The sequence below is a fragment of the Amycolatopsis eburnea genome (genome assembly GCF_003937945.1).
Taxonomy (GTDB): Bacteria; Actinomycetota; Actinomycetes; order Mycobacteriales; family Pseudonocardiaceae; genus Amycolatopsis; species Amycolatopsis eburnea.
In genome coordinates, this window is the sequence record NZ_RSEC01000066.1 from 278,539 (window position 1) to 305,177 (window position 26,639).

The window sequence follows — 26,639 nt, forward strand, 5'->3', positions numbered from 1 at the left end:
CCTGCCCGATCGGACGGGTGCCGCCCGCTTGCGCGCCGTGTGATGATGGGAGCCCGGGGACACCGAGCGGCTCGACGAGGAGTGCGAGTGGACCTGCGGACCGAGATCGCGCAGTCGTGGCGGCGGGCGGAGCTGTCCGGGCTCTCGCCGGCGTCGTCGATCGACCGGCTGGACATCGCCGACGTCGACAGCCGCAGCCGGCTCCTGCGGGCCGCCTCGCCCGTGCTGGACGAGCTGGCCCGGCAGCTGGCCGGCACGCGGTTCTGCGTCGTGCTCGCCGACGAGGAGTGCCGGATCGTCGCGCGGCGGTTCACCGAGCGGTCGGTCGAGCTGGCGCTGGAGAACATCAGCGCGGTGCCCGGCTGCCAGTTCCTCGAGGAGCGGACCGGGACGAACTCCCTGGCCACGCCGTTCGAGACCCGCCGGGGCGTCTCCGTCGACGGCGACGAGCACTTCCTCGAAGCGATGAAGCAGTTCACCTGCTACGGCCACCCGGTGGTGCACCCGTCGACGCGGCGGCTGGCCGGCGTCCTCGACATCACCGGCCCGGCCGGCGACGCGAACCCGCTGCTCGGGCCGTTCCTGCGGCGCGCGGTCGCCGACATCGAACGGCGGCTGCTCGACGGCGCGAAGCTCGCCGAGCAGCAGCTGCTGGCCGCGTTCCAGTCGGTGCAGCACCGGGCGTGCGCGGTGCTGGCACTCGGCCAGGACGTCGTGCTGGCCAACACCGCGGCGACCGAGCTGGTCGACTCCGCCGACCACCGGCTGCTGCAGGACCTCGGCCGGACCCAGCGCGGCCTCCGCCGCATCCGGCTGACCTCCGGCACGCCGGTGGAGGTGCGCGTCGAAGCCGTGTCCGCGAGCGCCGGGCTGCTGTTCGAGCTGGCGCCGGTGCGCCCGGCCAGCCCGGTGGTCTCGCGGCCGCGCTCGGCCAGGGGGCTCTTCCCGGCGCCGATCGAGGACCGCCTCCACCGCGCCGGCCGCGCCCGGCGGCGGGTGCTGGTGTGCGGCGAGCCCGGTGCGGGCCGCAGCACGGCGGCCCGGGTGATCGCCGGCGACGAGCCGGTGCTCGACTTCGACGCGTCCGACGTCGTCGCGGGCGAAGCCGAGTGGTGCGCGCGGATCGAGGCCGCGGCGGGTGCGCGGGGCCTGCTGGTGATCGACGGGATCCAGCTGCTGCCGCCGCTCGCGGCCGTTCGCCTGGCCCGACTGCTGGACACGTCGTCGGCGTGGTTCGCCCTGCTCAGCGGCCCACCCGCGGAGCTGCACGGCGAGCAGGCGACCCTCGCGGCGCGCGTGCACCGCCGGATCGAGCTGCCCCCGCTGCGGGAGCGCCGCGACGAGATCCCGGCCATCGCCCGTGAGCTGCTACGCGGCTTCGGCGCTTCGCTGCGGCTGACCCCGGGGGCGCTGGAGCTGCTGGCGTCCCAGCACTGGCCGGGCAACCTGCGCGAGCTGGAGGGCGTACTGGCGGCCGCGGCCGACCGCCGCTCCGCGGGCGACCTGACGGCGGCCGACCTCGCCCCGGACTGCACGGAGACGGGCGCGGCCCTGACCGGCTGGGAGCAGGCCGAGTACGACGTCATCGTCCGGACCCTGCGCGCGTGCGACGGCAACAAGGTCCGGGCGGCCAAGCAGCTGGGCATCAGCCGCTCCACGCTCTACAACCGGATGCGGGCGCTGCGGGTCCGCTGACCCCGAGCGCCCCAATGTGGCGTTGGTTGCGTCCAGCGCACCCAATGTGGCGTTCGGTGCGTCCAACGCACCGAACGCCACATTGGGGCGCTTCGACCGGCCGCTGACGCGAGGGTGTCCGGGATTTGGACACTCCACCGCCGCGCGGTCTCCACACAATCGAGGCACGCGCACCGCCGCACGTGGAGGAGATGGCCGTGAAGACGAAGGCAGCCGTACTGTTCGACGCCGGGAAGCCGTTCGAGATCATGGAGCTCGACCTCGACGGGCCCGGTCCCGGCGAAGTGCTCATCAAATACACCGCCGCCGGGCTGTGCCACTCGGACCTGCACCTGATCGACAACGATCTCGTGCCGCGGTTCCCGATCATCGGCGGCCACGAGGGCGCCGGGATCATCGAGGAGGTCGGCCCCGGCGTGACCAAGGTGCAGCCCGGGGACCACGTCGTGTGCAGCTTCATCCCCAACTGCGGCACCTGCCGCTACTGCTCGACCGGCCGCCAGAACCTGTGCGACATGGGCGCCACCATCCTCGACGGCCACATGCCGGACGGTTCCTTCCGCTTCCACGGCGGCGGCCAGGACTTCGGGGCGATGTGCATGCTCGGCACGTTCTCCGAACGCGCCACCATCTCCCAGCACTCGGTGGTCAAGGTCGACGACTGGCTGCCGCTGGAAACCGCCGTGCTCGTCGGCTGCGGGGTGCCCACCGGCTGGGCCACCGCCAACTACGCCGGCGGAGTGCGGGCCGGGGACACGACCGTCGTCTACGGGATCGGCGGCATCGGCATCAACGCCGTGCAGGGCGCCGCGCACGCCGGGGCGAAGTACGTCGTCGCGGTCGACCCGGTGGAGTTCAAGCGGGAGACGGCGCTGAAGCTCGGCGCCACCCACGCGTTCGCCACCGCCGCCGAAGCCGCCGAGAAGGTCGGCGAGCTGACCTGGGGCCAGCTGGCCGACCAGGCGCTCATCACCGTCGGCACGGTCGACGAGGAGGTCGTCAGCGCCGCGTTCGACGTCGTCGGCAAGGGCGGGACCGTCGTCATCACCGGGCTCGCCAACCCCGAGAAGCTCACCGTGCACCTGTCCGGCGCCGTGCTGACGCTGTTCGAAAAGACGGTCAAGGGCACGCTGTTCGGCTCGGCGAACCCGCAGTACGACATCGTCCGCCTGCTGCGGCTCTACGACGCCGGCAAGCTCAAGCTCGACGAGCTGGTGACCCGCAAGTACACCCTGGAGCAGGTGAACGAGGGCTACCAGGACCTGCGGGACGGCAAGAACATCCGCGGCGTGATCGTCCACGCGTAGCGGGCGGTGTCCACAGTGGACCTCGACGCGCCGTACCGGCTCAACCCGCGCGAATCCTTCGAGGTGCTCGTGCACCGCTGCGAGCGCCGCGAGGGGTGCCTGCTCGGCACCCCCGATGTGGTCCGCTTCGTCCGGGCCCTGGCGATGCACGCCACGGCCCGCGACGCGCTCGACGCCGCCGAACTCGGCGAGACCACCCGCGCCCGGGTGGTGGCGGCGCTCGAACACCTCGCCGCCACCGGCGTCATCGTCGCCGACCCGTGAACCACGGTGGCCACCACGATCCCGACGTGGTGGCCACCGGCCTCACGGACGCGGGGCGTTGCGCAGGTTGGCCCGCGCCAGGTCGACCATCTTGCCGACGCCGCCGTTGAGCACCGTCTTCGTCGCGCCGAGGGCGAAGCCGCGCACCATCTCGCCGGTGATCCGCGGCGGGATCGACAGCGCGTTCGGGTCGGTGACGACCTCGACGACGGCCGGGCCGGGGTGGGCGAACGCCTTCTCCAGCGCGCCGCGCACGTCGGCCGGGTCCTCGACGCGCTCGGCGAAGACACCGCACGCGGCGGCGATGGCCGCGAAGTTCACCGGCGGGTGGTCGGTGCCGAAGTCCGGGAGGCCGTCGACGAGCATCTCCAGCTTCACCATGCCGAGCGTCGCGTTGTTGAACACCACGACCTTCACCGGCACGTCGTAGGCCGGCAGCGTCAGCAGGTCGCCCATCAGCATGGCGAGCCCGCCGTCGCCCGAGAGCGACACGACCTGGCGGCCCGGCTGGGACAGCTGCGCGCCGATCGCGTGCGGCAGCGCGTTCGCCATGCTGCCGTGCCGGAACGAGCCGAGCACCCGGCGGCGGCCGTTGGGGGTCAGGTAGCGCGCGGCCCAGACGTTGCCCATACCGGTGTCGACGGTGAACACGGCGTCGTCGGCCGCGACCTCGTCGAGCACCGAAGCGACGTACTCCGGGTGGATCGGACGGCGCTGCTCGATCTTGCCCGTGTACGCGCCGACGACCTTCTCCAGCTTGCGCACGTGCTCGCGCAGCATCCGGTCGAGGAACGCCCGGTCGGTGCGCGGCCGCAGCAGCGGGAGCAGGGCACGCAGCGTCTCGCGCACGTCGCCGTGCACGGCCAGGTCCAGCGGCGTGCGGCGGCCGAGGCGGGAAGCGTCGTGGTCGACCTGGATCGTGCGCGCCTGCGGGAGGAACTTGTCGTACGGGAAGTCCGTGCCCAGCAACACGATCCGGTCGGCCTCGTGCATCGCGTCGTAGCAGGCGCCGTAGCCGAGCAGGCCGCTCATGCCGACGTCGAACGGGTTGTCGTACTGGATCCATTCCTTGCCGCCGAGCGAATGCCCGACCGGGGCGGCGAGCTTTTCCGCCAGTGCCATGACTTCTTCGTGCGCGCCGCGGACGCCCGCGCCCGCGAACAGCATCACCTTCTCCCCCGAGTTCAGCAGGTCGGCCAGCTCCCGCACGGTCTCCGAAGAAGGCACCGGCGGCGACGGCTCGACCAGGGGCAGCCGCTCGGTCAGCGGGCCGGTCGCCTTGCGGTCGGCGAGGTCGCCGGGGATGGTCAGCACCGCGACGCCGCCCTTGCCGACGGCCGCCTGGGTGGCGATGCGCAGCAGGCGCGGCAGCTGCGCCGGGTCCGCCACGACCTCGCTGAAGTGGCTGCACTCGGCGAAGAGGCGGTCCGGGTGGGTCTCCTGGAAGAACCCGGTGCCGATCTGGTTCGACGGGATGTGGGAGGCGATCGCGAGCACCGGCGCGCCCGAGCGGTGCGCGTCGAACAGGCCGTTGATCAGGTGCAGGTTGCCCGGCCCGCAGCTGCCCGCGCACACCGCGAGCTTGCCGGTGACCTGCGCTTCGGCCGCCGCGGCGAAGGCGGCGGTCTCCTCGTGCCGGACGTGCACCCACTCGATGCCGTCGATCCGGCGCACGGCGTCGACGATCGGGTTCAGGCTGTCCCCGACGATCCCGTAGATGCGCTCGACGCCCGCGTCCCGCAACGTCCTGACCAGTTGTTCCGCCACCGTAGCCATACCTCCAGCGTGCCTGCGCGCCGCTCATGCGTCCAATGCCTGATTGGCTGAATTTCCATACACTGGCGGCATGGACGTCCAGACGCTGCGGCTCTTCCGCGAGGTCGCCGGCGGCGCGACCGTCACGGAGACCGCGGCCGGAGCCCACCTCACCCAGCCCGCGCTGTCCCGCGCGCTGCGGCGGCTGGAGCACGAGGCCGGCGCCGAGCTGTTCCGCCGGTCCGGGCGGCTGCTGCGGCTGACCCCGGCCGGGCACGCCTTCAAGCGGCACGTCGACCTCGTGCTCGACCAGCTCGACCAGGGCCTGCGTGAAGTCGGCGAGATCGTCGCGCCGGGCACCGGGGTCGTGCCGCTGGCCTTCCTGCACACGTTCGGCACGTGGCTGGTGCCCGACGTGCTGCGGGGCTTCCTGCGCGAGCACCCCGGCGCCCGCTTCGAGCTGCGGCAGCACGGCGAGGCCGGGCTGGAGGCCGAGCTGCTCGACGGCACCGCCGACCTCGTCCTCACCAGCGGCGACCCCGGGCACCCGCAGCTGCGCTGGGAGCGCCTGCTCGTCGAGCCGCTGCGGCTCGCGGTGCCGCCGCACCACCGGCTGGCGCGGCGCCGCCGGGTGCGCCTCGCCGACCTCGCGGCCGAGACGTTCATCCTCCTCCGCCCGGGTTACGCGCTGCGCGAAACGACCGAACGCCTGTGCGCCGAGGCCGGGTTCACCCCGCGGATCGGGTTCGAAGGCGACGAGGTCGAGACGCTGCGCGGGCTCGTGACCGCCGGGCTCGGCGTGTCCGTGCTGCCGCTGCCGCACGCCGCGGAATTCCCGGCGCCGCACCTGGAACTGACCGATGTGGACGCCGCCCGCGACATCGGGCTCGCCTGGGCGAGTGGGCGGACTCTCCCGCCGTTGAGCGAAACCTTCCGGCGGTACGTGCTCGACCGTCCACAAGGGACCATGTGAGAAGTCCCGTACGACCACGCGAAGTGACCGGTGGTGTGACAGGGTGGGGACATGGCCGCGCTGAGATCCTTCCTGACGTCCTGGACCTCCGTCACCCCCGTGCTCGGCGTTCTCGTGCTGGCGCTGGCCTGGGGCCGCGACCTCGGCCCGGTCTTCGTGGCGCTCGTCGCGATCGCGCTCGGCGCGACCGTGCTGGCCGCGGTGCACCACGCCGAAGTCGTCGCGCACCGCGTGGGAGAACCCTTCGGCTCGCTCGTGCTCGCGGTCGCGGTCACCGTCATCGAGGTCGCGCTGATCGTCACCATGATGGTCTCCGGCGGCCCGGACGCCGGCTCGCTGGCGCGGGACACCGTGTTCGCCGCGGTGATGATCACGACCAACGGCATCGTCGGCATCTCCCTGCTCGTCGGCGCCCGCCGCTACGGCGTCACGCTGTTCAACCCCGAAGGCAGCGGCGCCGCGCTGGCCACGGTCGCGACGCTGGCCACGCTGAGCCTGGTGCTGCCGACGTTCACGTCCAGCACGCCCGGCCCGGCGTTCTCCTCGGCGCAGCTGACCTTCGCCGCCGTCGCCTCGCTGGCGCTGTACGGCACGTTCGTGCTGACGCAGACCGTGCGCCACCGGGACTTCTTCCTCCCGGTGGCGGCCGACGGCGAGGTCAAGGAGGACGACCACGCCGAACCGCCGACGAACCGGGCGGCGCTGGGCAGCCTCGCGCTCCTGCTGGTGGCCCTGGTGGCGGTCGTCGGCCTGGCGAAGGTCGAGTCCCCGGCGATCGAGGCGGGCGTCCGCGCGGCCGGCTTCCCGCAGTCGTTCGTCGGCGTGGTGATCGCGCTGCTGGTGCTGCTGCCGGAGACCCTGGCGGCGACGCGCGCGGCCCAGCGTGACCGGATGCAGATCAGCCTCAACCTCGCGTACGGGTCGGCGATCGCGAGCATCGGCCTGACGATCCCGGCGATCGCGCTGGCGTCGGTCTGGCTGCCGGGCGAGCTGCTGCTCGGCCTCGGCTCGACGCAGATCGTGCTGCTGGCCCTGACGGTGGTGGTCAGCGTCCTGACGGTGGTCCCGGGCCGCGCGACCCGCCTCCAGGGCGGCGTCCACCTGGTCCTGCTGGCCGGCTTCCTGGTGCTGGCCGTCAACCCCTGACGCACTTCAGGAGCTGGGCCGGACCTCGATCCCCACCACGCAGGTGTCGTCGTCGGTGTCCGCCGTGCTGTACGTCAGCAGCGTGTCCAGCTGGTGCTCCAGCCCGCCCTCGTGGCGCTCCACCAGTGTCACCAGCCTCGACACCGTTTCCTGCACCGGGCGGTCGCGCCGCTCGATCAGGCCGTCGGTGTAGATCAGCAGGATGTCGCCCTCGGCGAGGCGGAGCTCCTCCTCCGAGTACGTCACGTCGCGGACCGCGCCCAGCAGCGAGCCGCGGATCAGGGGCAGCGTCGTCACCTCGCCGCCGCGGTGGCGGACGATCGGGGGCAGGTGCCCGGCCCGGGCCCAGCGCAGCAGCCGCGTCGCCGGGTCGTAGACGGCAGCGACCGCGGTCGCCGTCACGTGGTCGGTGAGGTGGTAGGCCACCAGGTTCAGCCACGTCAGCAGCTGGGCGGGCCCGGCGCCGGTCGCCGCGAGGCCGCGCAGGGCGTTGCGGAGGCTGACCATGCCGGTCGCCGCGTCGATGCCGTGCCCGGCCACGTCGCCGACGCACAGCAGCACCTCGCCCGTCGGCAGCGCGACCGCGTCGTACCAGTCGCCGCCGACCAGGTGCTCCTTCTCCGCCGGCCGGTAACGCACGGCGGCGCGCAGGCCCGGCATGTCGATCGGGCCCTTGGCCGGCGGCATGATCGCGTGCTGCAGCTGCAGGGCGAGCCGGTTGCGCTCGATCGCCTGCTGCTCGGTCTCCGCGAGCTTGTCCCGCGTCGCCGCCAGCGCCACCTCGGTCCAGTGCTGGGCCGAGACGTCCTGGTAGGCGCCGCGGACCGCGAGCAGCTCGCCGCGGGCGTCGGCGACCGGCTCCGCGACCACCCGGATGTGCCGGGCGACGCCGTCGGAGCGCTGCAGCCGGAACGCCGTCGACGACGGGCGCTGGTGGTGCAGCACCGCGCGCAGGAACCGGCCGATCGACGGCGCGTCGTCGGGGTGCGCGTGCGTGGCCAGGTCGTGCAGCGACAGCGGCGTCGCGTTCGGCGGCAGGCCGTACAGCGCGAACAGCTCGGTGTTCCAGGTGATCGCCCCGGTGACGACGTTCTCCTCGAACCCGCCGATCCGGCCGAGCCGCTGGGCGTGCTGCAGCAGCACGGCGAGCTTCGCCGCGTCGTCCTGGACGCGCAGGATCAGCAGCACGTTGCCGGCGAAGCGCGTGACGCTGACGTCGGTGAGCACGGTCAGCGGGACCTGGTCGACCAGGGTGGTGACGGCCATGCTGTCGGCGCGGAACGGCTCCCCGGTGGCGTAGACCCGCTGGATCTTGTCGAGCAGGCCGCTCTCCTGGGCCGCCAGCGGGTACGTCTCCAGCATGCGGGTGCCGACGATCCGGCTGCGCGGCCGCCCGCCGGGGTCGGCGAACCGGACGTTGGCGTGGTGGATGCGGAAGTCGGTCAGCCGGCCGCCGTCGACGCACGGCGACAGCAGCACGGCCGGGTCGTGCAGGCCGTCGACGAAGTCCACCAGCTCGCCGAGGAAGTCCCCGGAGCCGGCGAGCACCGGGGCGACCACGCCGTCCCACGTGTCGAGCGTGTGCGCGCACAGTTCGGCCAGCGCCTCCAGCTGACGGCGCTGCCGCCCGGGCTCGGCGGGCAGCGGGTCCGGCCAGCACATCTCGACGACGCCGACGATCCGGCCGCCGGTGCCGGTGGGCACCGCGACCCGGCCGCCGCCGGCCAGGGTGTGCTGGCCCAGTGACGGCAGCCCGGCGCCGGACAGCGTCGGGTACCAGACGGTGTCGCGCTCGAGCAGCGCGCTGCGGGCGGGCGTCGCCACGCCGGGCGGGACGTACCGCCAGCGCGCCGCCTCCTCGGCGGAGAACCCGGCCGACCCGGCCAGTGTCAGCGACCCGTCGGGCCCGGCGAGCCACACCGCGACGGCGGTCGCGCCGAGCGGGCGCAGCGCGTGCTCCAAAATGGACTCCGCGACGCGCTGGGTGTCCCCCGCCGCGAGCACCCCGCTCTCCGCGGTGCGCAGCCGCACCGCGACGGAGTCCTCGCCGTCGGCGCGGGCCAGGAACTCCTGCGCCACTTCGGTGATCCGGTCCTCGGCCGCTTCGCCGACGACGTCCGCGGCGAACTCCAGCGGCGTCAGCCCGGCCCGCCCGGCGAGGCTTTCCAGCTGCCGGGCGGCGTCGGCGGGCGTGCAGTGCAGGCGTTCCATCAGCACGCCCTTGGCGAGCTCGATCAGCGCGCGGCCGTCGGCGACGGCGTGCGCGTGGTCGACCTCGCCCCGCAGCCGGGCGACGGTGTCGGCGAGCCGGGCCAGGTTGGCGGACACCTCGGCCGGCGGCGACGGCACCGGGAGCGTCTCCTCTTCGGCGGTCACCCGATCACGCCGTCACGTGCCGCTTGATGCGGGCGATCAGGTCGTCCGCGTCGACCGGCTTGGTCACGTAGTCGGTCGCGCCGGAGGCGAGGCTCTTCTCGCGGTCGCCCGGCATCGCCTTCGCTGTCACCGCGACGATCGGGATGCCGGCGTGCTCGGGCATCGCGCGGATCTTCGCCGTCGCGGTGTAGCCGTCCATCTCCGGCATCATCACGTCCATCAGGATCAGGTCGATGCCGGGGTGCGCGGCGACCGTCTCGACGCCCTTGCGGCCGTCCTCGGCGTGCAGCACCTGCATCCCGTGCAGCTCCAGGATCCCGGTCAGCGCGTAGACGTTGCGCGGGTCGTCGTCGACGATCAGCACCGTGCGCCCGGACAGGGTGGTGTCGACGTCGGCCGCCCGCACCGGCGCGGCCGGCTCGTCCGGGCGGACCAGCGGCAGCACCGCGCCCGGCTCTTCGGCCGACAGGTGCAGCGCGATCCGCTCGCGCAGCTCGTCCAGCCCGGACAGCACTTCCAGCGACTGCACGTTCGCGCGGGACTGCACCAGCTGCTCCAGCTCGGTGTCGAGGCGGCGGCTGTTGTGCGCGAGCACCGGCACCAGCCGCAGCGCGCTGTCGCCCTGCATCGCGTCGAGGAACCCGAACGCCGCCCGGTCCGGCAGGTCCAGGTCGAGCACCACGCAGTGGTAGGCGTCGGTGGCGAGCGCGGCCGCCGCCTCCTGGGTGCCGACCGCCGTCACGACTTCGACGTCGGCGGGTGAGAGGCCGATGTCCCGGCTGTCGGCGAGGTCCGCGGCCGCGCTTTCGGCGACCAGCGTCAGCAGCCCGTGCTGGCGCTCCTCCACGACCAGCAGCCGCCGGTACGCCCGCGGCGCGGACGGCGTGAGCGCGACGCTCGGAACCACCGTGGTGCCGGGCTGCTCCCCGGCGGGCAGCGTCGAGAAGTCCGGGCGCGCGACCGGCAGCGAGAAGGTGAACGTGCTGCCCTCGCCCAGGGTGCTGTCGGCGGTGATGAACCCGCCGAGCAGCTGGGCGATCTCGCGGCTGATCGACAGCCCGAGCCCGGTGCCGCCGTACTTGCGGCTGGTGGTGCCGTCGGCCTGCTGGAACGCGCCGAAGATCGATTCGAGCTGGTGCTCGGCGATTCCGATGCCGGTGTCGGTGACGCGGAAGGCGACGGCGGGCCCGTGCACGCGCAGCGGGCGCGGCAGGGTTTCGGCGTCCACCGGCTCGATGTGCAGCTCGATCCCGCCGACCTCGGTGAACTTGACCGCGTTGGACAGCAGGTTGCGCAGCACCTGCCGCAGCCGCGAGTCGTCGGTGAGCAGCTCGGCGGGCGAGCCGGGGGCGATCGTGATCCGGAAGTCGAGGTTGCGCTGGGAGGTCATCGGCCGGAACGTCGCCTCGACGTAGTCCAGCAGGCCGCGCAGCGACACCTGCTCCGGCGTGACGTCCATCTTCCCGGCCTCGACCTTGGACAGGTCGAGGATGTCGTTGATCAGCTGCAGCAGGTCCGACCCCGCGGAGTGGATGATCCCGGCGTACTCGACCTGCTTGGCGGTGAGGTTGCGGGTGGGGTTCTGCGCGAGCAGCTGGGCGAGGATCAGCAGGCTGTTGAGCGGGGTGCGCAGCTCGTGGCTCATGTTGGCCAGGAACTCCGACTTGTACTTCGACGCCAGCGTCAGCTGCTGGGCGCGGGCCTCCAGCTCCTGCCGGGCCTGCTCGATCTCCAGGTTCTTCGTCTCGATGTCGCGGTTCTGCGTGACCAGCAGCGCCGCCTTCTCCTCCAGCTCGGCGTTGGACGACTGGAGCTCTTCCTGCCGCGCCTGCAGTTCTTCCGAACGGGCCTGCAGCTCGGCGGTGAGCCGCTGGGACTCGCCGAGCAGCTCGTCGGTGCGGGCGTTGGCGACGATGCTGTTGACGTTGACGCCGATCTGCTCCATCAGCAGTTCGAGGAACGCCCGGTGCACGTCCGTGAAGCCGTGCACCGAGGCCAGTTCGAGCACGCCGAGCACCTGGTCCTCGACGACGATCGGCAGCACGATCAGGCTGGCGGGCACGGTGCTGCCGAGGCCGGAGGAGATGGTCGCGTAGCCGGGCGGGACGTCGTCGACCGCGATCGGGCGGCGGCTGCGGGCGGCCTGCCCCACCAGCGACTGGCCGATCCGGAACCGCACCACCGGGCCGTCGCCGTCGGGATGGCCGTACGCGCCGACCAGCCGCAGCTCCGGCACCTCCGCGGTGTCGTCGGCCAGGTAGAACGCGCCGTACTGGGCGTTGACCAGCGGGACCAGCTCGTCCATCACCGCGGCGGCGACGACGGCGAGGTCGCGTCGGCCCTGCATCAGCCCGGTGATGGTGGCCAGGTTGGACTTGAGCCAGTCCTGCTCCTGGTTCGCCCGCGTCGTCTCGCGCAGCGACTCCACCATCGAGTTGATGTTGTCCTTCAGCTCGGCGACCTCGCCGGAGGCGTCGACGGTGATCGAGCGGGTCAGGTCGCCCTCGGCGACGGCGCTGGTCACTTCGGCGATCGCGCGGACCTGCCGGGTGAGGTTCCCGGCCAGCTCGTTGACGTTCTCGGTCAGCCGCTTCCAGGTGCCGGACACGCCTTCGACCTCGGCCTGGCCGCCGAGGCGGCCCTCGCTGCCGACCTCGCGCGCCACGCGGGTGACCTCCGCCGCGAATGCCGAGAGCTGGTCGACCATCGTGTTGATCGTGGTCTTGAGTTCCAGGATCTCGCCGCGGGCGTCGACGTCGATCTTGCGGGTCAGGTCGCCCTGCGCGACGGCGGTGGTCACCTGGGCGATGTTGCGGACCTGCCCGGTGAGGTTGTTCGCCATCGAGTTGACGTTGTCGGTCAGGTCCTTCCAGGTGCCGGCCACGTTCGGCACGCGCGCCTGGCCGCCGAGCATCCCCTCGGTGCCGACCTCGCGGGCGACGCGGGTGACTTCGTCGGCGAACGCCGAGAGCGTGTCGACCATCGTGTTGATGACGTCGGCCAGCGCCGCGACCTCGCCCTTGGCCTCGACGGTGATCTTGCCGGAGAGGTCACCGCGCGCGACGGCCGTGGCGACCTGCGCGATCGAGCGGACCTGGCCGGTCAGGTTGGACGCCATGACGTTGACGTTGTCGGTGAGGTTCTTCCAGGTCCCGGACACGCCGCGGACCGTCGCCTGGCCGCCGAGGTTGCCCTCGGTGCCCACCTCGCGCGCCACCCGGGTGACCTCGTCCGCGAACGCCGACAGCTGGTCCACCATCGTGTTGATGGTGTCCTTCAGCTCCAGGATCTCGCCGCGGGCGTCGACGCGGATCTTCTGCGACAGGTCGCCGCGCGCGACGGCGGTGGTGACCTGGGCGATCGAGCGGACCTGCGCGGTGAGGTTGTCGGCCATGACGTTGACCGACTCGGTGAGGTCCTTCCAGGTGCCGGAGACGCCCTTGACGTCGGCCTGGCCGCCCAGCCGTCCCTCGGTACCCACCTCGCGCGCCACCCGGGTGACCTCGTCCGCGAACGCGGACAGCTGGTCCACCATCGTGTTCAGCGTGTCCTTGAGCTCCAGGACCTCGCCGCGGGCGGTCACGTTGATCTTCTGCGACAGGTCGCCCTTCGCCACCGCGGTCGCGACCTGGGCGATGTTGCGGACCTGGTCGGTCAGGTTGCCCGCCATGAAGTTCACCGAGTCGGTGAGGTCGCGCCAGGTGCCCGAGACGCCCTTGACGTCCGCCTGGCCGCCCAGCCGTCCCTCGGTGCCGACCTCGCGGGCCACGCGGGTGACCTCGTCCGCGAAGGAGGACAGCTGGTCCACCATCGTGTTGATCGTGCTCTTGAGTTCGAGGATCTCGCCCCGGGCGTCGACGGTGATCTTCTGCGAGAGGTCGCCCTTCGCCACCGCCGTGGTCACCTGGGCGACGTTGCGGACCTGGTCGGTCAGGTTCCCGGCCATGAAGTTCACCGAGTCGGTGAGGTCGCGCCACACGCCGCCGACGCCGGGCACCTGCGCCTGACCGCCGAGGCGGCCCTCGCTGCCCACCTCCCGCGCGACGCGGGTGACCTCGTCCGCGAACGACGACAGCTGGTCCACCATCGTGTTGACGGTGTCCTTCAGCTCGAGGATTTCCCCGCGCGCGTCGACGTCGATCTTCTGCGACAGGTCGCCCTTCGCCACCGCGGTCGCCACCTGGGCGATGTCCCGCACCTGGGTGGTGAGATTTCCCGCCATGGCGTTCACCGAATCGGTGAGGTCCTTCCAGGTGCCGGACACGCCGGGGACCTTCGCCTGCCCGCCGAGCTGACCCTCGCTGCCGACCTCGCGGGCGACGCGGGTGACCTCCGAGGTGAACAGCGACAGCTGGTCGGCCATGCCGTTGAAGACCGTCGCGATCTCGCCGAGGAGGCCGTCGGCCCCGCCGGGCAGCCGGATGCCGAAGTCGCCGTCCCGCACCGCGGTCAGGCCGGCCAGCAACCGGCGCAGCTCCTGCTCCCCCGCCTCGCCCACGCCTGCGCCGTTGGCCCCCGGGCGCGTCCCCTCGACCATTGCCCCACCCATCCGCCACCCGTTTCTCCGGTCGTCGGCGCCCCGGCGCCGTCCCGGTGAGCACACCGGATGGTTCAGCATAGTGCAGCTGCACTACCCTGAGCGGCAACGGTTGAGCAACCAGCCACGCCCGTGTCCACGCGCGCTCCCCAGGCGGTGCTCGAGAGCCTTTCCTTTCCCCGCAGGCCATTCGGCCGCATTGACCCGTTCGGCTGAACGCACTCTCGGCCAGCGGTACCCCGCGCCCGGCGGCGGTGCCGCGCTTCGGCATGCCCGTCCACAGTGGACGATCCACTGTGGACGACTGCTGCGGTCACAACCAATCCTTCTTCTTGAAGAGCGTGTACAACCCGATCGAGAGCACCAGCATCACCGCCGTGGAAACCCAGAACCCGGCCGTCGTGCCGTTGCCCGGGTAGGGCACGTTCTGGCCGTAGAACCCGGTCACCGCGGTGGGCACCGCGATCACCGCGGCCCACCCGGTGACCTTCTTCATGATCAGGTTCAGCCGGTCGCTCTGCAGGTTCAGCTGGGTCTCCCGGACCGTCGTGAGGCGTTCGCGCAGCGCCTCGACGTGCTCGGCGGCCTGCCGCGCGTGGTCGTGGACGTCCTCGAAGTACGGGCGGGTGGTCTCGTCGGCCAGCCGCAGGTCGGGCCGCATCAGCGAGCTGACGACGTCGGGCACGGGCCCGGCGACCCGGCGCAGCGCGGTCAGGTTCTTGCGCAGCCGGAACGAGCGCCGCTGCAGCTCGGCGGTGTCCGGGCGGTCGTCGAACACCAGGTCCTCCAGCTCCTCGACCTCGTCGTCGAGCTGCTGGACGGCCGCGAAGTGCCCGTCGACGACGTAGTCGAGCAGGCCGTGCAGCAGGAACGGCACGCCGGTCCCGGCCAGGTCCGTGGCCTGGTCCCAACGGCGGGTGACGGCTTCGATGTCGAAGCCGTCGTCCTTGCGCACGGTCACCAGGGCGCGGGGCGTGATGAACACGGCCAGTTCGTAAGTCGCCGGCCGCTCGCCCCCGGAGTCCAGCCGGACGGCGTAGGCGGTCAGGAAGGCGTGGCCGTCGTAGCGGTCGAGCTTGGGCCGCTGGTGCTCCTGCACGGCGTCCTCGACGGCGAGCCGGTGCAGGCCCAGCTCGTCGGCGAGTTCGGCCAGGTCCGCTTCGGACGGTTCGCAGAGGTCGACCCAGACGGTGGTGCCCGGTTCGGCCAGGAAGTCGGAAACGGCCGGGACGGGGAAGTCTTCCTTGCGCAGCACGCCGTCGCGGTAGGCCCGGGTTCTCGTCATGCCTCCGGGGTGCCCGGCGCGCTGCCGGCCGAATCCTCACCGGAGCATTGTCGCGGAAGATCGTATCGCTTATCGTATACGACGCCGTCCTCCTCCCGACGCTGCGAGGTGACCCCGTGCCCGCCCCCACGACCCTCATCGCCCGCGACTTCACCGAGTTCCGCACCGCCGTCTCGCAGTCGTTCGTCCCGCTGCACGTCACGGCGGGCGGCGACGCCTTCCGCGGCCGGATCCGCTCCTCGGCCGCCGACGAGGTGCAGGTTTCGGAGGTGACCGCGTCGCCCCACGTCGTGGAGCGCACGCCCGAGCTGATCGCACGGGGCGAGCGGCGCTACTACAAGCTGAGCCTGATCCTCGCCGGCACCGGGCTGCTGGTGCAGGACGACCGCCAGGCCGTGCTGCGCCCGGGCGACGTCGCCCTCTACGACACGCACCGGCCGTACTCGCTGGTGTTCGAAGAGGACTTCCGGACCCTGGTCGTGATGTTCCCGCAGCGCCTGATCGACCTGCCCGCCGACCTCGTCGGGCGGCTGACGGCGGTGCGGATGTCGGGCAAGGAGGGGGTCGGCAACGTCGTCGTGCCGTTCCTCGCCCAGCTCGGCGGCAACCTCGAACAGCTGGCGGGCCCGGCGGGCGCGCGGCTCGCGCACAGCGCGGTCGACCTGCTCTCGACGCTCGTCGCGACGGAGCTCGACCTCGCGCACGCCAACGCCGACCCGCACCACGAGCTGATGCGCCGGATCCGCGCGCACATCGACGCGAACCTGCACGCGCCGGACCTGACGCCGGCGCGGATCGCCGCCGAGCACTTCATCTCGACGCGCCACCTGCACGGGCTGTTCCAGGAGCAGGGCACCACGGTGTCCGGCTGGATCCGCGCCCGCCGCCTCGAGCACTGCCGCCGAGACCTGCTCGACCCGGTCCACGCCGCCCGCCCGGTCGCGGCGATCGCGGCCCGCTGGGGCTTCGTCGACGCCGCCCACTTCAGCCGCGTGTTCAAGACGGCGTTCGGCCGGGCGCCGAGCGAGCTGCGCCGCGAGCTGACCGCCGCCCGCAGCGCGTGACCGCCCGCCCGGCTTCCGCGTGACCGGCCGACGCCCGGCAGCCCACTCACGCCCGGGTCCAGCCCCGCGCTGAGCGAGCCCCGCCGCGAGTTGACCGTCAGCGTCCGGTAGTTGCCCCGCAGCGCGTGACCGCTCGCCCGGACGGGGCACCCGCCCGACGATGAGGCCATGCCCGAAGCCCCCACCGACGGCTGGCGCACCTACGACGAGTTCGCCGCCGGGATCGCCACCTACCGCCTGCCGGACGCCGACCTCACCGGCCGGGACGTCACGATCACCCTCGACGACGGCGAAGTCCTCTCGCTGAGCTTCGAAGACGCCGAGCACGTCGTGTGCAACGGCGTCGAAGACCCGTACGACGCCGTCGCCGTGCGCGGCGACGTCTTCTTCGTGAACCTGCCGCTCACCAGCGTCGACGGCGAAGCGCTCACCGTCGTGTACTCCACGACGTCGCACCGCGCGCTCGCCGTCCGCTCGGTGATCGGCGCCGAGGACGTCGTTCCCCGCGTGTCGCAGCACTTCCGCAGCGGCGTCACCGACGGGGGCACGCCCACCGGCGACGTGCCGGGGCCGTCGCGCGACCTGATCGGCAAGCGGAACCTCTACCGCTACAGCCCCGACCACCTCTACGAGCACGTCTACGTCTCCTCCGAGCGCTACGCCTGGCAGTGCCTGGAAGGCGTCCAGCGCGGGCACGGCGACATGGACCTGTCGACGGTGTGGAAGTTCGCCGACGGGCTGTACCTCTTCTGCTTCCGCGAGTTCCGGATCGCCGTGGCCAGCGTGTGGCTGCACGACCTCGGCTACGCGCTGCGCACCACCGGCGTGTTCCTCGGGCTGACCGGCGACGGCCGCTCCGAGCACTCGCGCGCCGGCGGGCACGTCTACCCGCTCGGCTCGGTCAGCTACCCCGACGCCCAGCCCGTCTGAAGGAGAGCCTCACGTGTCCAATGTGGACGTCATCCGCGCGCACTACGCCGCCAGCGACCGGGGCGACCTGCCCGGCATGCTCGCCCCGCTCGGGCCGAAGACGACGTGGACCGAAGCCGCCGGTTTTCCCTACGCCGGAACGTACACCGGCCCGGACGAGGTCGCCGAGCACGTCTTCGCCGCGATCGGCCGGGACTGGGACGGCTACCGCTTCACCCTCGAAGACCTGCTGGCCGCCGGGGAAACGGTGATCGGCGTCGGCACCTACACCGGCACGCACCGCCGGACCGGCCGGTCCTTCACCGCCCGCGTCGCGCACCTGTGGCGCTTCGACGGCGGCGAGGTCGCCTCCTTCGAGCAGATCGTCGACTCCGCGCCCGTCGTGGCCGCAACCCGGGAGCAGCAATGAGAAAAGTCCTTCCCGCCCTCGCGGCCGCCGTGCTGCTGGCCGCCGCGGGCTGTGCCGGTTCCGACGCCGGGGCGAGCGGCCCGATCGTCGTCGGCTCGGTCAACGCGCTCAGCGGCGCGGCCACCTTCCCGGAGTCGTCGCAGGCGGCGAAAGCAGTGTTCGACGCGGCCAACGCCGCGGGCGGCGTCAACGGCCGCCAGATCGAGTACAAGGCGATCGACGACAAGGGCGACCCGTCGGCCGCCGCGGCCGCCGCGCGCGAGGTCGTCGGCGGTGACTCCGCCGTCGCGCTGGTCGGGTCGTCGAGCCTGATCGAGTGCGAGATCAACGAGAAGTACTACGAGCAGCAGAAGATCCTGTCGATGCCGGGCATCGGGGTCGACCCCGCGTGCTTCTCCAGCCCCAACATCGCGCCGGTCAACGTCGGGCCGTTCCACGACATGACCCTGACCCTGTTGTACGGCTCGGAAGTGCTGAAGCTGGACGACGTCTGCGCGCTGCTGGAGATCGCCGGCAACACGCTCCCGGCGTACCAGGCGGCGATCGGCGAATGGACGAAGATCACCGGCAAGAAGCTGAAGTACGTCGACTCGACCGTCCCCTATGGAGGGTCGGACTACACGCCCTACATCGTCAAGGCGCGCGCGGCGGGCTGCAAGGCGATCACGGTCAACCCGGTCGAGCCGGATTCGATCGGCCAGCTCAAGGCCGCGCAGGCGCAGGGCTGGACCGACGTCACGTGGCTGCTGCTGACCAGCGTCTACAGCGAGAACTACGCCAAGGCGATCTCGAACGCGGGCGCCGGGGTGTACGTGCCCGCCGAGTTCTACCCGTTCACCGACGCCGCCGCGCCCGCCAACAAGGAGTGGCGGGACCTGATGACGAAGAACAAGATCCCGCTGACGTCGTTCAGCCAGGGCGGCTACCTGGCGGCGAAGTACTTCCTCGCCGTCCTGCGCGGGATGAAGGGCGACATCACGCGCGAGACCGTGACGAAGGCGCTGCGCGAGATGAAGCCGATCAGCGACCCGATGGTCGGCACGCCGTACGTGTTCGGGCCCGCGCAGGCGCACCACGACAACACCGCGGGCTGGCCGATCAAGCTGGCCACCGGCGCGAACAAGTGGGAGCTGTCGGCGCAGGACTGGCTGCGGATCCCGCGGTCCTAGGAGGACGTCCATGCTGCAGGGCGCATTGGCCGGCCTCGCCGCCGGCGGCCTCTACGCGGTGCTCGCGGTCTGCCTGACCCTGATGTCGCGGCTGGTGCGGGTGGTCAACTTCGCTCAGTCCGCGACCGGGATGTTCGGCTGCTACGTCGCCGTCTTCCTCGCCGTCCACCTCGGCTTCCCGGAGTGGCTGGCGACGCTCGCGGGCATCCTGCTCGGCGGCGCGCTGAGCGCGGTGCTCGGCTGGATCGTCTCGACGTGGCTGGCCGAGGCCGACACCGGGACGCGGTCGGCGGTGACGGTCGCGGTGCTCCTGCTGCTGATCTCGCTGGCGTTCATCCTGTTCGGCAACAAGCCGCAGCCGTTCCACCCGCTGCTGGCCGGGCCGGCGTTCACCGTGGGCGGCGTGGTGGTCAGCCAGGTCACCGTGGTGACGGTGGCGCTGGCCGTGCTCGTGGCGCTCGGCTGCCGCGCGGTGCTGGCCCGCACGGCGCTGGGCGTCCGGCTGCGGGCGCTGTCGGAGCGCCCGACGACGGCGGAGCTGCTGGGCATCCCGGCCCGCCCGCTGTCGGTCGGGGTGTGGACGGCGACCGGGGTGATCGCGACGCTGGCGGTGTCGATCGTGGCGCCGTCGCAGTCCAACGACCCGACCTCGCTGGCGATGCTGGTGGTCCCCGCCGCGGCGGCGGCCCTGCTCGGCGGCTTCCGCCGGCTGGACCTCGCGGTGGCGGGCGGGCTGGTGCTGGGTATGGCCCAGGGGGCGGTGGCGCAGGCGGACAAGCTGTCGGTGCTGCGGTACTTCCTGCCGTTCCTGGTGATCGTGGCGCTGCTGCTGTGGACGCAGCGCAAGGAGGTGTGGGATGCGGCTCGCTGAACGGACTCGCCAACGGCCGCACTCGCGCGTGGCGGCACCACCGCTCACCGCCGGCGCCGCCCGGCCGGGCCGGAACCCGGCGCGTCCCCAGCTCGTCCCGGCCCGAAAGGCGGTGCCCCGTGCGGCTCGCTGAACACCCCGTCGCCCGCGCGGGACTCCCCTTCCTCGTCGCCGCCGCGGCCATCGCCGTCGGGTACGCGCTCAGCGTCGGGCTCGCCGGGTACTTCGTCTACCTCGGCGTCAGCGCCGTCGTCGCCGCCATCGCCTTGCTCGGACTCGGCGTCGTCACCGGCACCGCGGGCATGATCTCCCTCTGCCAGCTCACCTTCGCCGCGGTCGGCGCATTCGTCGTCTCGGCGTGCAACGTCGCCGGCGTGCCCGGCGGGTTCGTCACCTGGCTGCTGCTCGGCGGCCTCGCCGCCGCGATCGCGGGCGTCCTCGTCGGGCTGCCCGCGCTGCGGCTGCGGGGCATCACCCTCGCCGTGGTCACGCTCGGGCTGGCCGCGGCCGCCGACCTGACGCTCGTGCAGATCCAGTTCCCCGGCGCCACCGAAGGGCTGTCGGTCGAGCGGCCCGAGGCCTTCTCCGACGACCGGTCCTACTTCCTGTTCGCCGTGCTGGTGCTCGTCGCCTGCGGGCTGCTCGTGCACTTCCTGCGCCGCGGGCGCTGGGGCAGCAGCTGGCACCTGGTCGCCTTCTCCGAACGCGGGACCGCCGCCGTCGGGGCGGGCGTGCGGACGTCCAAGCTCACGGCGTTCGCGGTCAGCGCCGCGCTCGGCGGGATCAGTGGCGGCCTGCTCACCGGCCAGGTCGGCCTCGCCTTCCCGGCGAGCTTCACCGCCATCCAGTCCCTCGCCCTCTACGTCCTGGCCATCATGTCCGGCGCGCACCTGATCGACATGGCCGTGTTCGGCGCGCTGCTCTGGGTCGCCGTCCCCGAACTGCTGAAACGCTGGGGCGTGCCGCAGGACTGGGGTTTCGTCGTGTTCGGCGTGCTCGGCGTCCAGGCCCTCACCGGCCGCGGCAACCTCGGCACGGCCGTGCGGAACCTCTGGTACCGCCGCGGGACCACCGCCGGCGTCGGGCTCACCGCCGAAGTCGCCGACGTCGAGCCGCTGCCGCCCGGCGACCCCGTGCTGGAGGTGCGCGGGCTGAGTGTCTCCTTCGGACACGTGGCCGCGTTGTCCGATGTGGACATCGCCGTGCCGGAACGCGGGATCCTCGGGGTGATCGGGCCGAACGGCGCGGGGAAGTCCACTTTGGTCGACGCGATCAGCGGCTTCCTCCCCCGGGCTGCCGGCACAGTCACGCTCGACGGCCGGCCGCTCACCGGCTCGCCCACCCGCCGGGCCCGCGCCGGGCTGCGGCGGACGTTCCAGCAGGACCGCGTCCCGCCCGGGCTCACCGTCGGCGCGTACGTGCGGTTCGTCGCCCGCCGGAGGCTGACCGCCCGGGAAGCCGCCGACGCGCTGGAGTTCTTCGGCTGCCCGCCTCCGCGCACGCCGTTGTCCCGGGTGGACGCGGGCGCGCGGCGGCTCGTCGAGGTGGTCGGGCACCTGCTCGCGAAGCCCCGGGTGCTGCTGCTCGACGAGCCCGCGGCCGGCCTGCCGCACGAGGAGCACGTCGCCTTCGGGCGGCGGCTGCGCCAGGTCCCGGCCCGGTTCGGGGTGTCGGTGCTGCTCATCGAGCACGACCTCGACCTGGTGCGGTCGGTCTGCGACACGCTCACGGTCCTCGACTTCGGCCAGGTGCTGGCGAGCGGGCCGCAGGCGGACGTGCTGGCCGACCCGGCCGTCCTGAAGGCCTACATGGGTGAAACGGAGCTGCTGTGAACGCGTTGCGAGTCCACGGGCTGACGGTCAAGCGCGGCGCCGGACCGGTCATCCGCGACGTCGACCTCGTCCTCGAACCGGGCCGGATCACCGCGCTGGTCGGGCCGAACGGGGCCGGGAAGACGAGCCTGCTGGAGGCCGTGTCGGGGGTGGTGCCGCCGTCGGCGGGCAGCGTCCACCTGGCCGGGGTGAACGTCACCCGGCACTCCCGCGTCGCGCGGGCGCGGCTCGGGCTGGCGCACATCGAGCAGGGCCGGGCGGTGTTCCCCGGGCTGACGGTGCTGGAGAACCTCCGCCTGACCGCCCGCACGCCGGCGGCCGTCGACGAAGTGCTCGCGCTGTTCCCCGAGCTGGAGAAGCGCCGGGACTCCGCCGCGGCTCTGCTGTCGGGCGGCGAGCAGCAGATGGTCGTGCTGGCGCGGGCGTTCGCGGCGAAACCGGCGTTCCTGCTCATCGACGAGATGTCGCTGGGCCTGGCCCCGGTGGTGTTCACGCGCCTGCTGCCGGTGGTCACGCGGTTCGCCGAAGAGGGCGCGGCGATCCTGCTGGTCGAGCAGTTCACGCACCTGGCGCTCGGCGTCGCGCAGGAGGCGGTGGTCGTCTCGTCGGGCCGCGTCACCTACTCCGGCGCCGCCCAGGCCCTCCTCGACTCCCCCACCACCCTGCACTCGGCCTACCTCGGGTCCTGACTCACATCCCGGCGCGCTCGAAGGCCAGCGTCGGGAGGTCGACGGCGTGGGCGCCGCCGTCGGCCACCAGGACCGCGCCCGTGACGTACGACGACTCCGCCGAGCCCAGGAACCGCACGATCGCCGCGATCTCCTCGGGCTCGGCCGGGCGGCGCAGCGGGACCTCGGCCGTCACGCGGCGGTAGCCCTCGTCGTGGCCGCCGGTGAAGCCCGCGGCCGCGGCGAACTGGTCCATCTCGCCGTCCGCCATCGGGGTCCGGACCCAGCCCGGGCAGACCGCGTTCGCGCGCACCCCGCGCGGTCCGAAGTCGCGGGCGATCGAGCGGGTCAGGCCGATCAGCGCGTGCTTCGCGACGGTGTAGCCGGCGACGTTCGGCCCGGCGAACAACCCGGCCAGCGACGACACGACGACGACCTGCCCGCCCGTCTCCACCAGCGACGGCAGCGCGGCCCGGCAGAGCACGAACGCGCTCGACAGGTTCGAGCGCAGGGCCAGCTCCCACTCCTCGTCGCCGGTGTCGACGACCGACGACAGGCCGTGCCCGCCGGCGTTGGCGACGACGACGTCGAGCCGTCCGTGCTTGCCGATGATCTCGGCGATCGCGTTTTCGGCGTCCTCGCGCACGCTCGCGTCGCAGGCGATGACGTGGGCGCCGGTTTCCGCGGCCACCTTCTCGAGGGGTTCGCGCCGCCGTCCCAGCACGACCACGTGCGCGCCTTCGCCCGCGTAACGCCGAGCGACGGCCGCGCCGATGCCGGTGCCGCCGCCGGTGATCGCGACGACCTTGCCAGATGAGTCCACTGTGGATCCTTTCCTAGGCGGGGAACGCCGAGCGGGCCGACATCCCGAAGTCGGCCAGCAGGGCTTGGCCGTTGACCGGCCGCGAAGCCGGGGACGCGAGGAACAGCACCTGCCGGGCGACGTCGGCGGCGGCCTGGACCGGGAACGCGGGGTCGTCCAGGACGGCGCCGAGGTCGGCGCGCGCCATCGGCGTGTCCACCACCGACGGGCAGACGCAGTTGACCCGGATCCCGGGCAGCTCGACGGCCAGCGCGCGGGTCATCGCGACCACCGCGCCCTTGGACGCGCAGTAGGGCACCATGCCCGGCGCGGCCGTGAACGCCGAGTCGCTGCCGAGCAGGACCACCGCGCCGCCGTCGGCCAGCCACGGCAGCGCGTGCTTGACCAGCAGGAACTGCCCGGTGACGTTGACGGCGAGGACACGCGCGACGTCGGCCGCCGCGGTCGCGGCCAGCGGCGCGCCGACCGGGCCGGAGATCCCGGCGCAGCCGACGACCGCGTCGAGACCGCCGAACCCGCCCGCGACCTCCGCCACCGCGGCGGCCAGCGCGGGCTCGTCGGTGACGTCGGCCTGGACGACGCCGGGGCCGGGCTCGCGGTCGATGACGCCGACCCGCGCCCCCTCGGCGCGGAACGCCCGCGCGCAGGCCAGCCCGATGCCGGACACCCCGCCGGTCACGAGGACCGCCCGGTCGTCGAGGTCTGTTCGCATGCGCCCATCCTCACCGCGGGCGGCGATCACGTGGTTGGCCCCGAGCGCAGCGTTGTTGTCCGCGCCCGCACGGGCGATGGCGCGCGTCCGCGGCCGGGCCGAGACTGGCCAGGGTGAGCACGCCGCACCCCCTCGACCCGCTGACCGCCGCCGAACTCCGCGCGGGCCGCGCGATCCTCGCCGAAGCCGGGCTGGCCGGCGGCACGATCCGCGTCCCGCAGGTCCTCCCCTTCGAACCCGCCAAGGAGGACGTGCGCGCCGGTGCCGGCGACCGCCGCCTCCGCTACACGCTGCTGGACACCGCCACCGGCCGGGCCGGGGAGGCCGTGGTGTCGGTGACCAAGCAGGAACTGCTCTCCTGGGACGACTGGGCCGAGGCCGACGGGCAGCCGTCGTACCTGTTCGAGGAGTACGCGCTGGCCGAGCAGCTGACCAAGGCGTCGCCGGACTGGCAGGCCGCGATGGCGCGCCGCGGCCTCGCCGACCGGATCGGCCACGCCTTCTGCGCGCCCCTGGCGCCCGGGTACTTCGGCCGCGAGGACGAGACCGGTCGCGTCATGCGCTCGCTGACGTTCCTGCGCGAGGACGACGGCGACAGCCCGTGGGCGCACCCCGTCGAAGGCCTGATCGCGCACCTGAACCTGACGCAGCGGCGCGTGCTCCGCGTCGAAGACGAAGGCGACGTCCCGGTGCCCGCCGAGCACGGGCGCTACACCGGCGTCCCGGCCCGCACGACGCTCAAGCCGATCGAGATCACCCAGCCCGACGGCCCGAGCTTCACCGTCGACGGCAGCGAGGTGACCTGGGAGGGCTGGCGCCTGCGCGTCGGGTTCAACGCCCGCGAAGGCCTGACGCTGCACCAGATCGGCTTCCAGGACCGGCCGGTCCTCTACCGGGCTTCCGTCCCCGAGATGGTCGTCCCGTACGGGGACGTCGCGCCCGGCCGGTTCTGGATCAGCTACTTCGACGCCGGGGAGTACCAGTTCGGCAAGAACGGCAACGACCTGTGGCTCGGCTGCGACTGCGTCGGCGTCATCCACTACTTCCCCGCGTGGGTCGCCGACGACCGCGGCGAGCCGGTCGAGATCCCGCGGGCGATCTGCCTGCACGAAGAGGACGACGGCATCCTCTGGAAGCACACCGACCTCGCCGGGCGGCCGGAGGTGCGCCGCTCGCGGCGGCTGGTGGTGTCCTCGATCTCCACCATCGGCAACTACGACTACGGCCACTACTGGTACTTCCACCTCGACGGCTCGATCTCGTTCGAGGCGAAGGCCACCGGCGTCGTCTTCTGCGGCGCCGGCACACCCGGCGAGGACCAGCCGCACGCGACCGAGCTCGCGCCCGGCCTGTTCGCGCCGGTGCACCAGCACCTGTTCTGCGCGCGGCTCGACGTCGAGGTCGACGGCAACCGCACCAGCCTGCACGAGGTCGACGTCGAAGGCGTGCCGACCGGGCCGGGCAACCCGTACGGCAACGCGTTCACCTGGCGGAGCACGCCGCTGCGGACCGAGCGGGAGGCGATGCGCCTGGCCGATCCCGCCCGCGCCCGTGTCTGGGAGGTCCGCAGCGCTTCGCGGACGAACCGGCTCGGCAAGCCGACCGCCTACCAGCTGGTGCCGAGCCCGTCGGCGACGCTGCTCGCGCAGCCGGACGCGACTGTGCACGCCCGCGCGACGTTCGCGACCAAGCACCTGTGGGCGACGCCGTACCGCGAAGACGAGCAGTTCCCCGCCGGTGACCGGCCGAACGCCCACCCCGGCGGCGCGGGCCTGCCCGCCTGGACCGCCGCCGACCGCGACCTCGTCGACACCGACCTCGTGCTGTGGCACGTATTCGGCCCCACCCACGTCCCCCGCCCCGAGGACTGGCCGGTGATGCCGGTCGACCGCTCCGGGTTCCTGTTCCGGCCGTACGGGTTCCTCGACCGCAACCCCGCGCTCGACGTCCCGTCCGGCGACCACTGCGCCTGAGACAGCCGGGGCCATGCCCCGGGCCGGGGGCTTCGCCACCCGGACCCCCGACCGATATCTGTGAGGACTCCCCTTGACGACACTCTCGGACACCTCGACCTGGCTGCCCCTCGACGGCCTCGCCCCGGGCTTCGACGCGAACAAGGCCCCCGTGGTCGGCGACCTGCACGGCCGCACGTTCGTCCTGCACGACGACGGCGACGGCCCGGACCGCACCGCCCGCTTCACCGGCACGCGCGTCGCGTGGGACGGCGCGACCGTCCTGTGCGAGACGTTCCTCGTCGATCCCGACCTGTACTACGTCCAGCTCCACCCCGCGCCGCGCGAGGCGGTGTCTCTCCTGCTGGACCTGCGCGAGGGCCGCGCCCTGGTCGTCACCACCACGATCGGGGACAGCGGCACCCCGCGCGTCACCCAGGAGTTCCGGCCCGCGACGCTCGACGGCTTCGAAGCTCGCGGCGAGGCGATGGCCCCGAGCACCGCGCTGATCGGGCGCCGGGTGGTGTGGGTCTACAGCCGCGAGCACGCCTACGAACACGTCTACCTCAGCCCGCACTGGTACACCTGGCAGTGCCTGGCCGGCCCCGAGCGCGGGCTCGCCGACACCGACGAGAACACCGTGTACCGGATCCGCCCCGGAATCCACGTGTTCGCCTGGCGGGAGAAGGTCATCCCGTGCGCGTCGGTCACCGTCGCCGACCACCGCGACGCCCGGCGGCTGCGCTCCCACGGCGTCCTCTTCGGACTGGACGGCACCGGGGAGCGCCCGACGCACTTCACGTTCGGCGCGTACGGTCGGCTGCTGAGCACCACCGTGCACCCCGACGGCCTGGACCCGGCGGAGGGCTGA

Annotated in this window: 20 protein-coding genes; 14 read left to right on the plus strand and 6 right to left on the minus strand. The window is 72.9% G+C overall.

The window, feature by feature from the left end:
* Positions 1-87 precede the first annotated feature (87 nt).
* The 3 genes from EIY87_RS47275 to mftB all read left to right on the plus strand — a co-directional run bounded on the left by EIY87_RS47275 (position 88) and on the right by mftB (position 3,266).
* Positions 88-1,695, plus strand: a complete 1,608-nt coding sequence (locus EIY87_RS47275) for a sigma-54-dependent Fis family transcriptional regulator (RefSeq protein ID WP_225440457.1) — start codon at positions 88-90, stop codon at positions 1,693-1,695.
* Between the two features lie 197 nt (positions 1,696-1,892).
* Positions 1,893-3,002 (plus strand): NDMA-dependent alcohol dehydrogenase, encoded by a 1,110-nt coding sequence (locus tag EIY87_RS47280; protein ID WP_125316647.1) that lies wholly within the window; start codon positions 1,893-1,895, stop codon positions 3,000-3,002.
* Between the two features lie 6 nt (positions 3,003-3,008).
* Positions 3,009-3,266: a mycofactocin biosynthesis chaperone MftB gene (mftB, locus tag EIY87_RS47285; RefSeq protein WP_125316648.1), complete on the plus strand. Its 258-nt coding sequence runs from the start codon at positions 3,009-3,011 to the stop codon at positions 3,264-3,266.
* A 42-nt stretch (positions 3,267-3,308) separates the two neighbouring features.
* Here the strand turns inward: mftB and EIY87_RS47290 are convergent, their stop codons facing one another.
* On the minus strand, positions 3,309-5,042 hold the full coding sequence (locus EIY87_RS47290; protein ID WP_125316649.1) for a pyruvate dehydrogenase: 1,734 nt from the start codon (positions 5,040-5,042) through the stop codon (positions 3,309-3,311).
* Positions 5,043-5,112: 70 nt separating this feature from the next.
* Between EIY87_RS47290 and EIY87_RS47295 the strand changes: the two genes are divergently transcribed.
* Together EIY87_RS47295 and EIY87_RS47300 are read left to right on the plus strand one after the other, a co-directional pair.
* Complete coding sequence (locus EIY87_RS47295; protein WP_125316650.1) at positions 5,113-5,994, plus strand: LysR family transcriptional regulator; 882 nt, start codon at positions 5,113-5,115, stop codon at positions 5,992-5,994.
* A 51-nt stretch (positions 5,995-6,045) separates the two neighbouring features.
* Positions 6,046-7,140, plus strand: a complete 1,095-nt coding sequence (locus tag EIY87_RS47300) for a calcium:proton antiporter (RefSeq protein WP_125316651.1) — start codon at positions 6,046-6,048, stop codon at positions 7,138-7,140.
* Between the two features lie 6 nt (positions 7,141-7,146).
* Here EIY87_RS47300 and EIY87_RS47305 read toward each other — a convergent pair whose 3' ends face one another.
* The 3 genes from EIY87_RS47305 to EIY87_RS47315 form a co-directional block, all read right to left on the minus strand.
* Positions 7,147-9,516, minus strand: coding sequence for a SpoIIE family protein phosphatase (locus tag EIY87_RS47305; RefSeq protein ID WP_125316652.1), 2,370 nt, complete (start codon positions 9,514-9,516; stop codon positions 7,147-7,149).
* Positions 9,517-9,520: 4 nt separating this feature from the next.
* Positions 9,521-14,053, minus strand: coding sequence for a HAMP domain-containing protein (locus EIY87_RS47310; RefSeq protein WP_125316653.1), 4,533 nt, complete (start codon positions 14,051-14,053; stop codon positions 9,521-9,523).
* A gap of 313 nt (positions 14,054-14,366) precedes the next feature.
* Entirely contained in the window at positions 14,367-15,338 is a 972-nt protein-coding gene (locus EIY87_RS47315) for a magnesium transporter CorA family protein (RefSeq protein WP_125316654.1), read from the minus strand.
* A 116-nt stretch (positions 15,339-15,454) separates the two neighbouring features.
* On the opposite strand from EIY87_RS47315, the gene EIY87_RS47320 reads away from it, so the two are divergent.
* From EIY87_RS47320 to EIY87_RS47350, 7 genes are all read left to right on the plus strand, one after another.
* On the plus strand, positions 15,455-16,402 hold the full coding sequence (locus tag EIY87_RS47320) for an AraC-like ligand-binding domain-containing protein (RefSeq protein WP_191984540.1): 948 nt from the start codon (positions 15,455-15,457) through the stop codon (positions 16,400-16,402).
* A gap of 168 nt (positions 16,403-16,570) precedes the next feature.
* Positions 16,571-17,332: a MoaF C-terminal domain-containing protein gene (locus EIY87_RS47325; protein ID WP_125316655.1), complete on the plus strand. Its 762-nt coding sequence runs from the start codon at positions 16,571-16,573 to the stop codon at positions 17,330-17,332.
* Positions 17,333-17,345: 13 nt separating this feature from the next.
* Positions 17,346-17,741: a nuclear transport factor 2 family protein gene (locus EIY87_RS47330; RefSeq protein WP_125316656.1), complete on the plus strand. Its 396-nt coding sequence runs from the start codon at positions 17,346-17,348 to the stop codon at positions 17,739-17,741.
* Entirely contained in the window at positions 17,738-18,910 is a 1,173-nt protein-coding gene (locus tag EIY87_RS47335; protein WP_125316657.1) for an ABC transporter substrate-binding protein, read from the plus strand. Before EIY87_RS47330 ends, EIY87_RS47335 begins: the two co-directional genes overlap by 4 nt.
* A gap of 10 nt (positions 18,911-18,920) precedes the next feature.
* Positions 18,921-19,781: a branched-chain amino acid ABC transporter permease gene (locus EIY87_RS47340; protein WP_125316658.1), complete on the plus strand. Its 861-nt coding sequence runs from the start codon at positions 18,921-18,923 to the stop codon at positions 19,779-19,781.
* A gap of 119 nt (positions 19,782-19,900) precedes the next feature.
* Entirely contained in the window at positions 19,901-21,613 is a 1,713-nt protein-coding gene (locus tag EIY87_RS47345; RefSeq protein ID WP_125316659.1) for a branched-chain amino acid ABC transporter ATP-binding protein/permease, read from the plus strand.
* Positions 21,610-22,302: an ABC transporter ATP-binding protein gene (locus tag EIY87_RS47350; RefSeq protein ID WP_125316660.1), complete on the plus strand. Its 693-nt coding sequence runs from the start codon at positions 21,610-21,612 to the stop codon at positions 22,300-22,302. Before EIY87_RS47345 ends, EIY87_RS47350 begins: the two co-directional genes overlap by 4 nt.
* A 1-nt stretch (position 22,303) precedes the next feature.
* Here EIY87_RS47350 and EIY87_RS47355 read toward each other — a convergent pair whose 3' ends face one another.
* On the minus strand, positions 22,304-23,104 hold the full coding sequence (locus EIY87_RS47355) for an SDR family NAD(P)-dependent oxidoreductase (RefSeq protein ID WP_125316661.1): 801 nt from the start codon (positions 23,102-23,104) through the stop codon (positions 22,304-22,306).
* Between the two features lie 13 nt (positions 23,105-23,117).
* Positions 23,118-23,816 carry an SDR family NAD(P)-dependent oxidoreductase gene (locus EIY87_RS47360; protein WP_125316662.1) on the minus strand — a complete coding sequence of 233 codons (699 nt, stop codon included), beginning with the start codon at positions 23,814-23,816 and terminating at the stop codon, positions 23,118-23,120.
* Positions 23,817-23,929: 113 nt separating this feature from the next.
* Between EIY87_RS47360 and EIY87_RS47365 the strand changes: the two genes are divergently transcribed.
* Positions 23,930-25,789 (plus strand): primary-amine oxidase, encoded by a 1,860-nt coding sequence (locus EIY87_RS47365; protein ID WP_125316663.1) that lies wholly within the window; start codon positions 23,930-23,932, stop codon positions 25,787-25,789.
* A gap of 73 nt (positions 25,790-25,862) precedes the next feature.
* On the plus strand, positions 25,863-26,639 hold the full coding sequence (locus EIY87_RS47370; protein ID WP_125316664.1) for a molybdenum cofactor biosynthesis F family protein: 777 nt from the start codon (positions 25,863-25,865) through the stop codon (positions 26,637-26,639).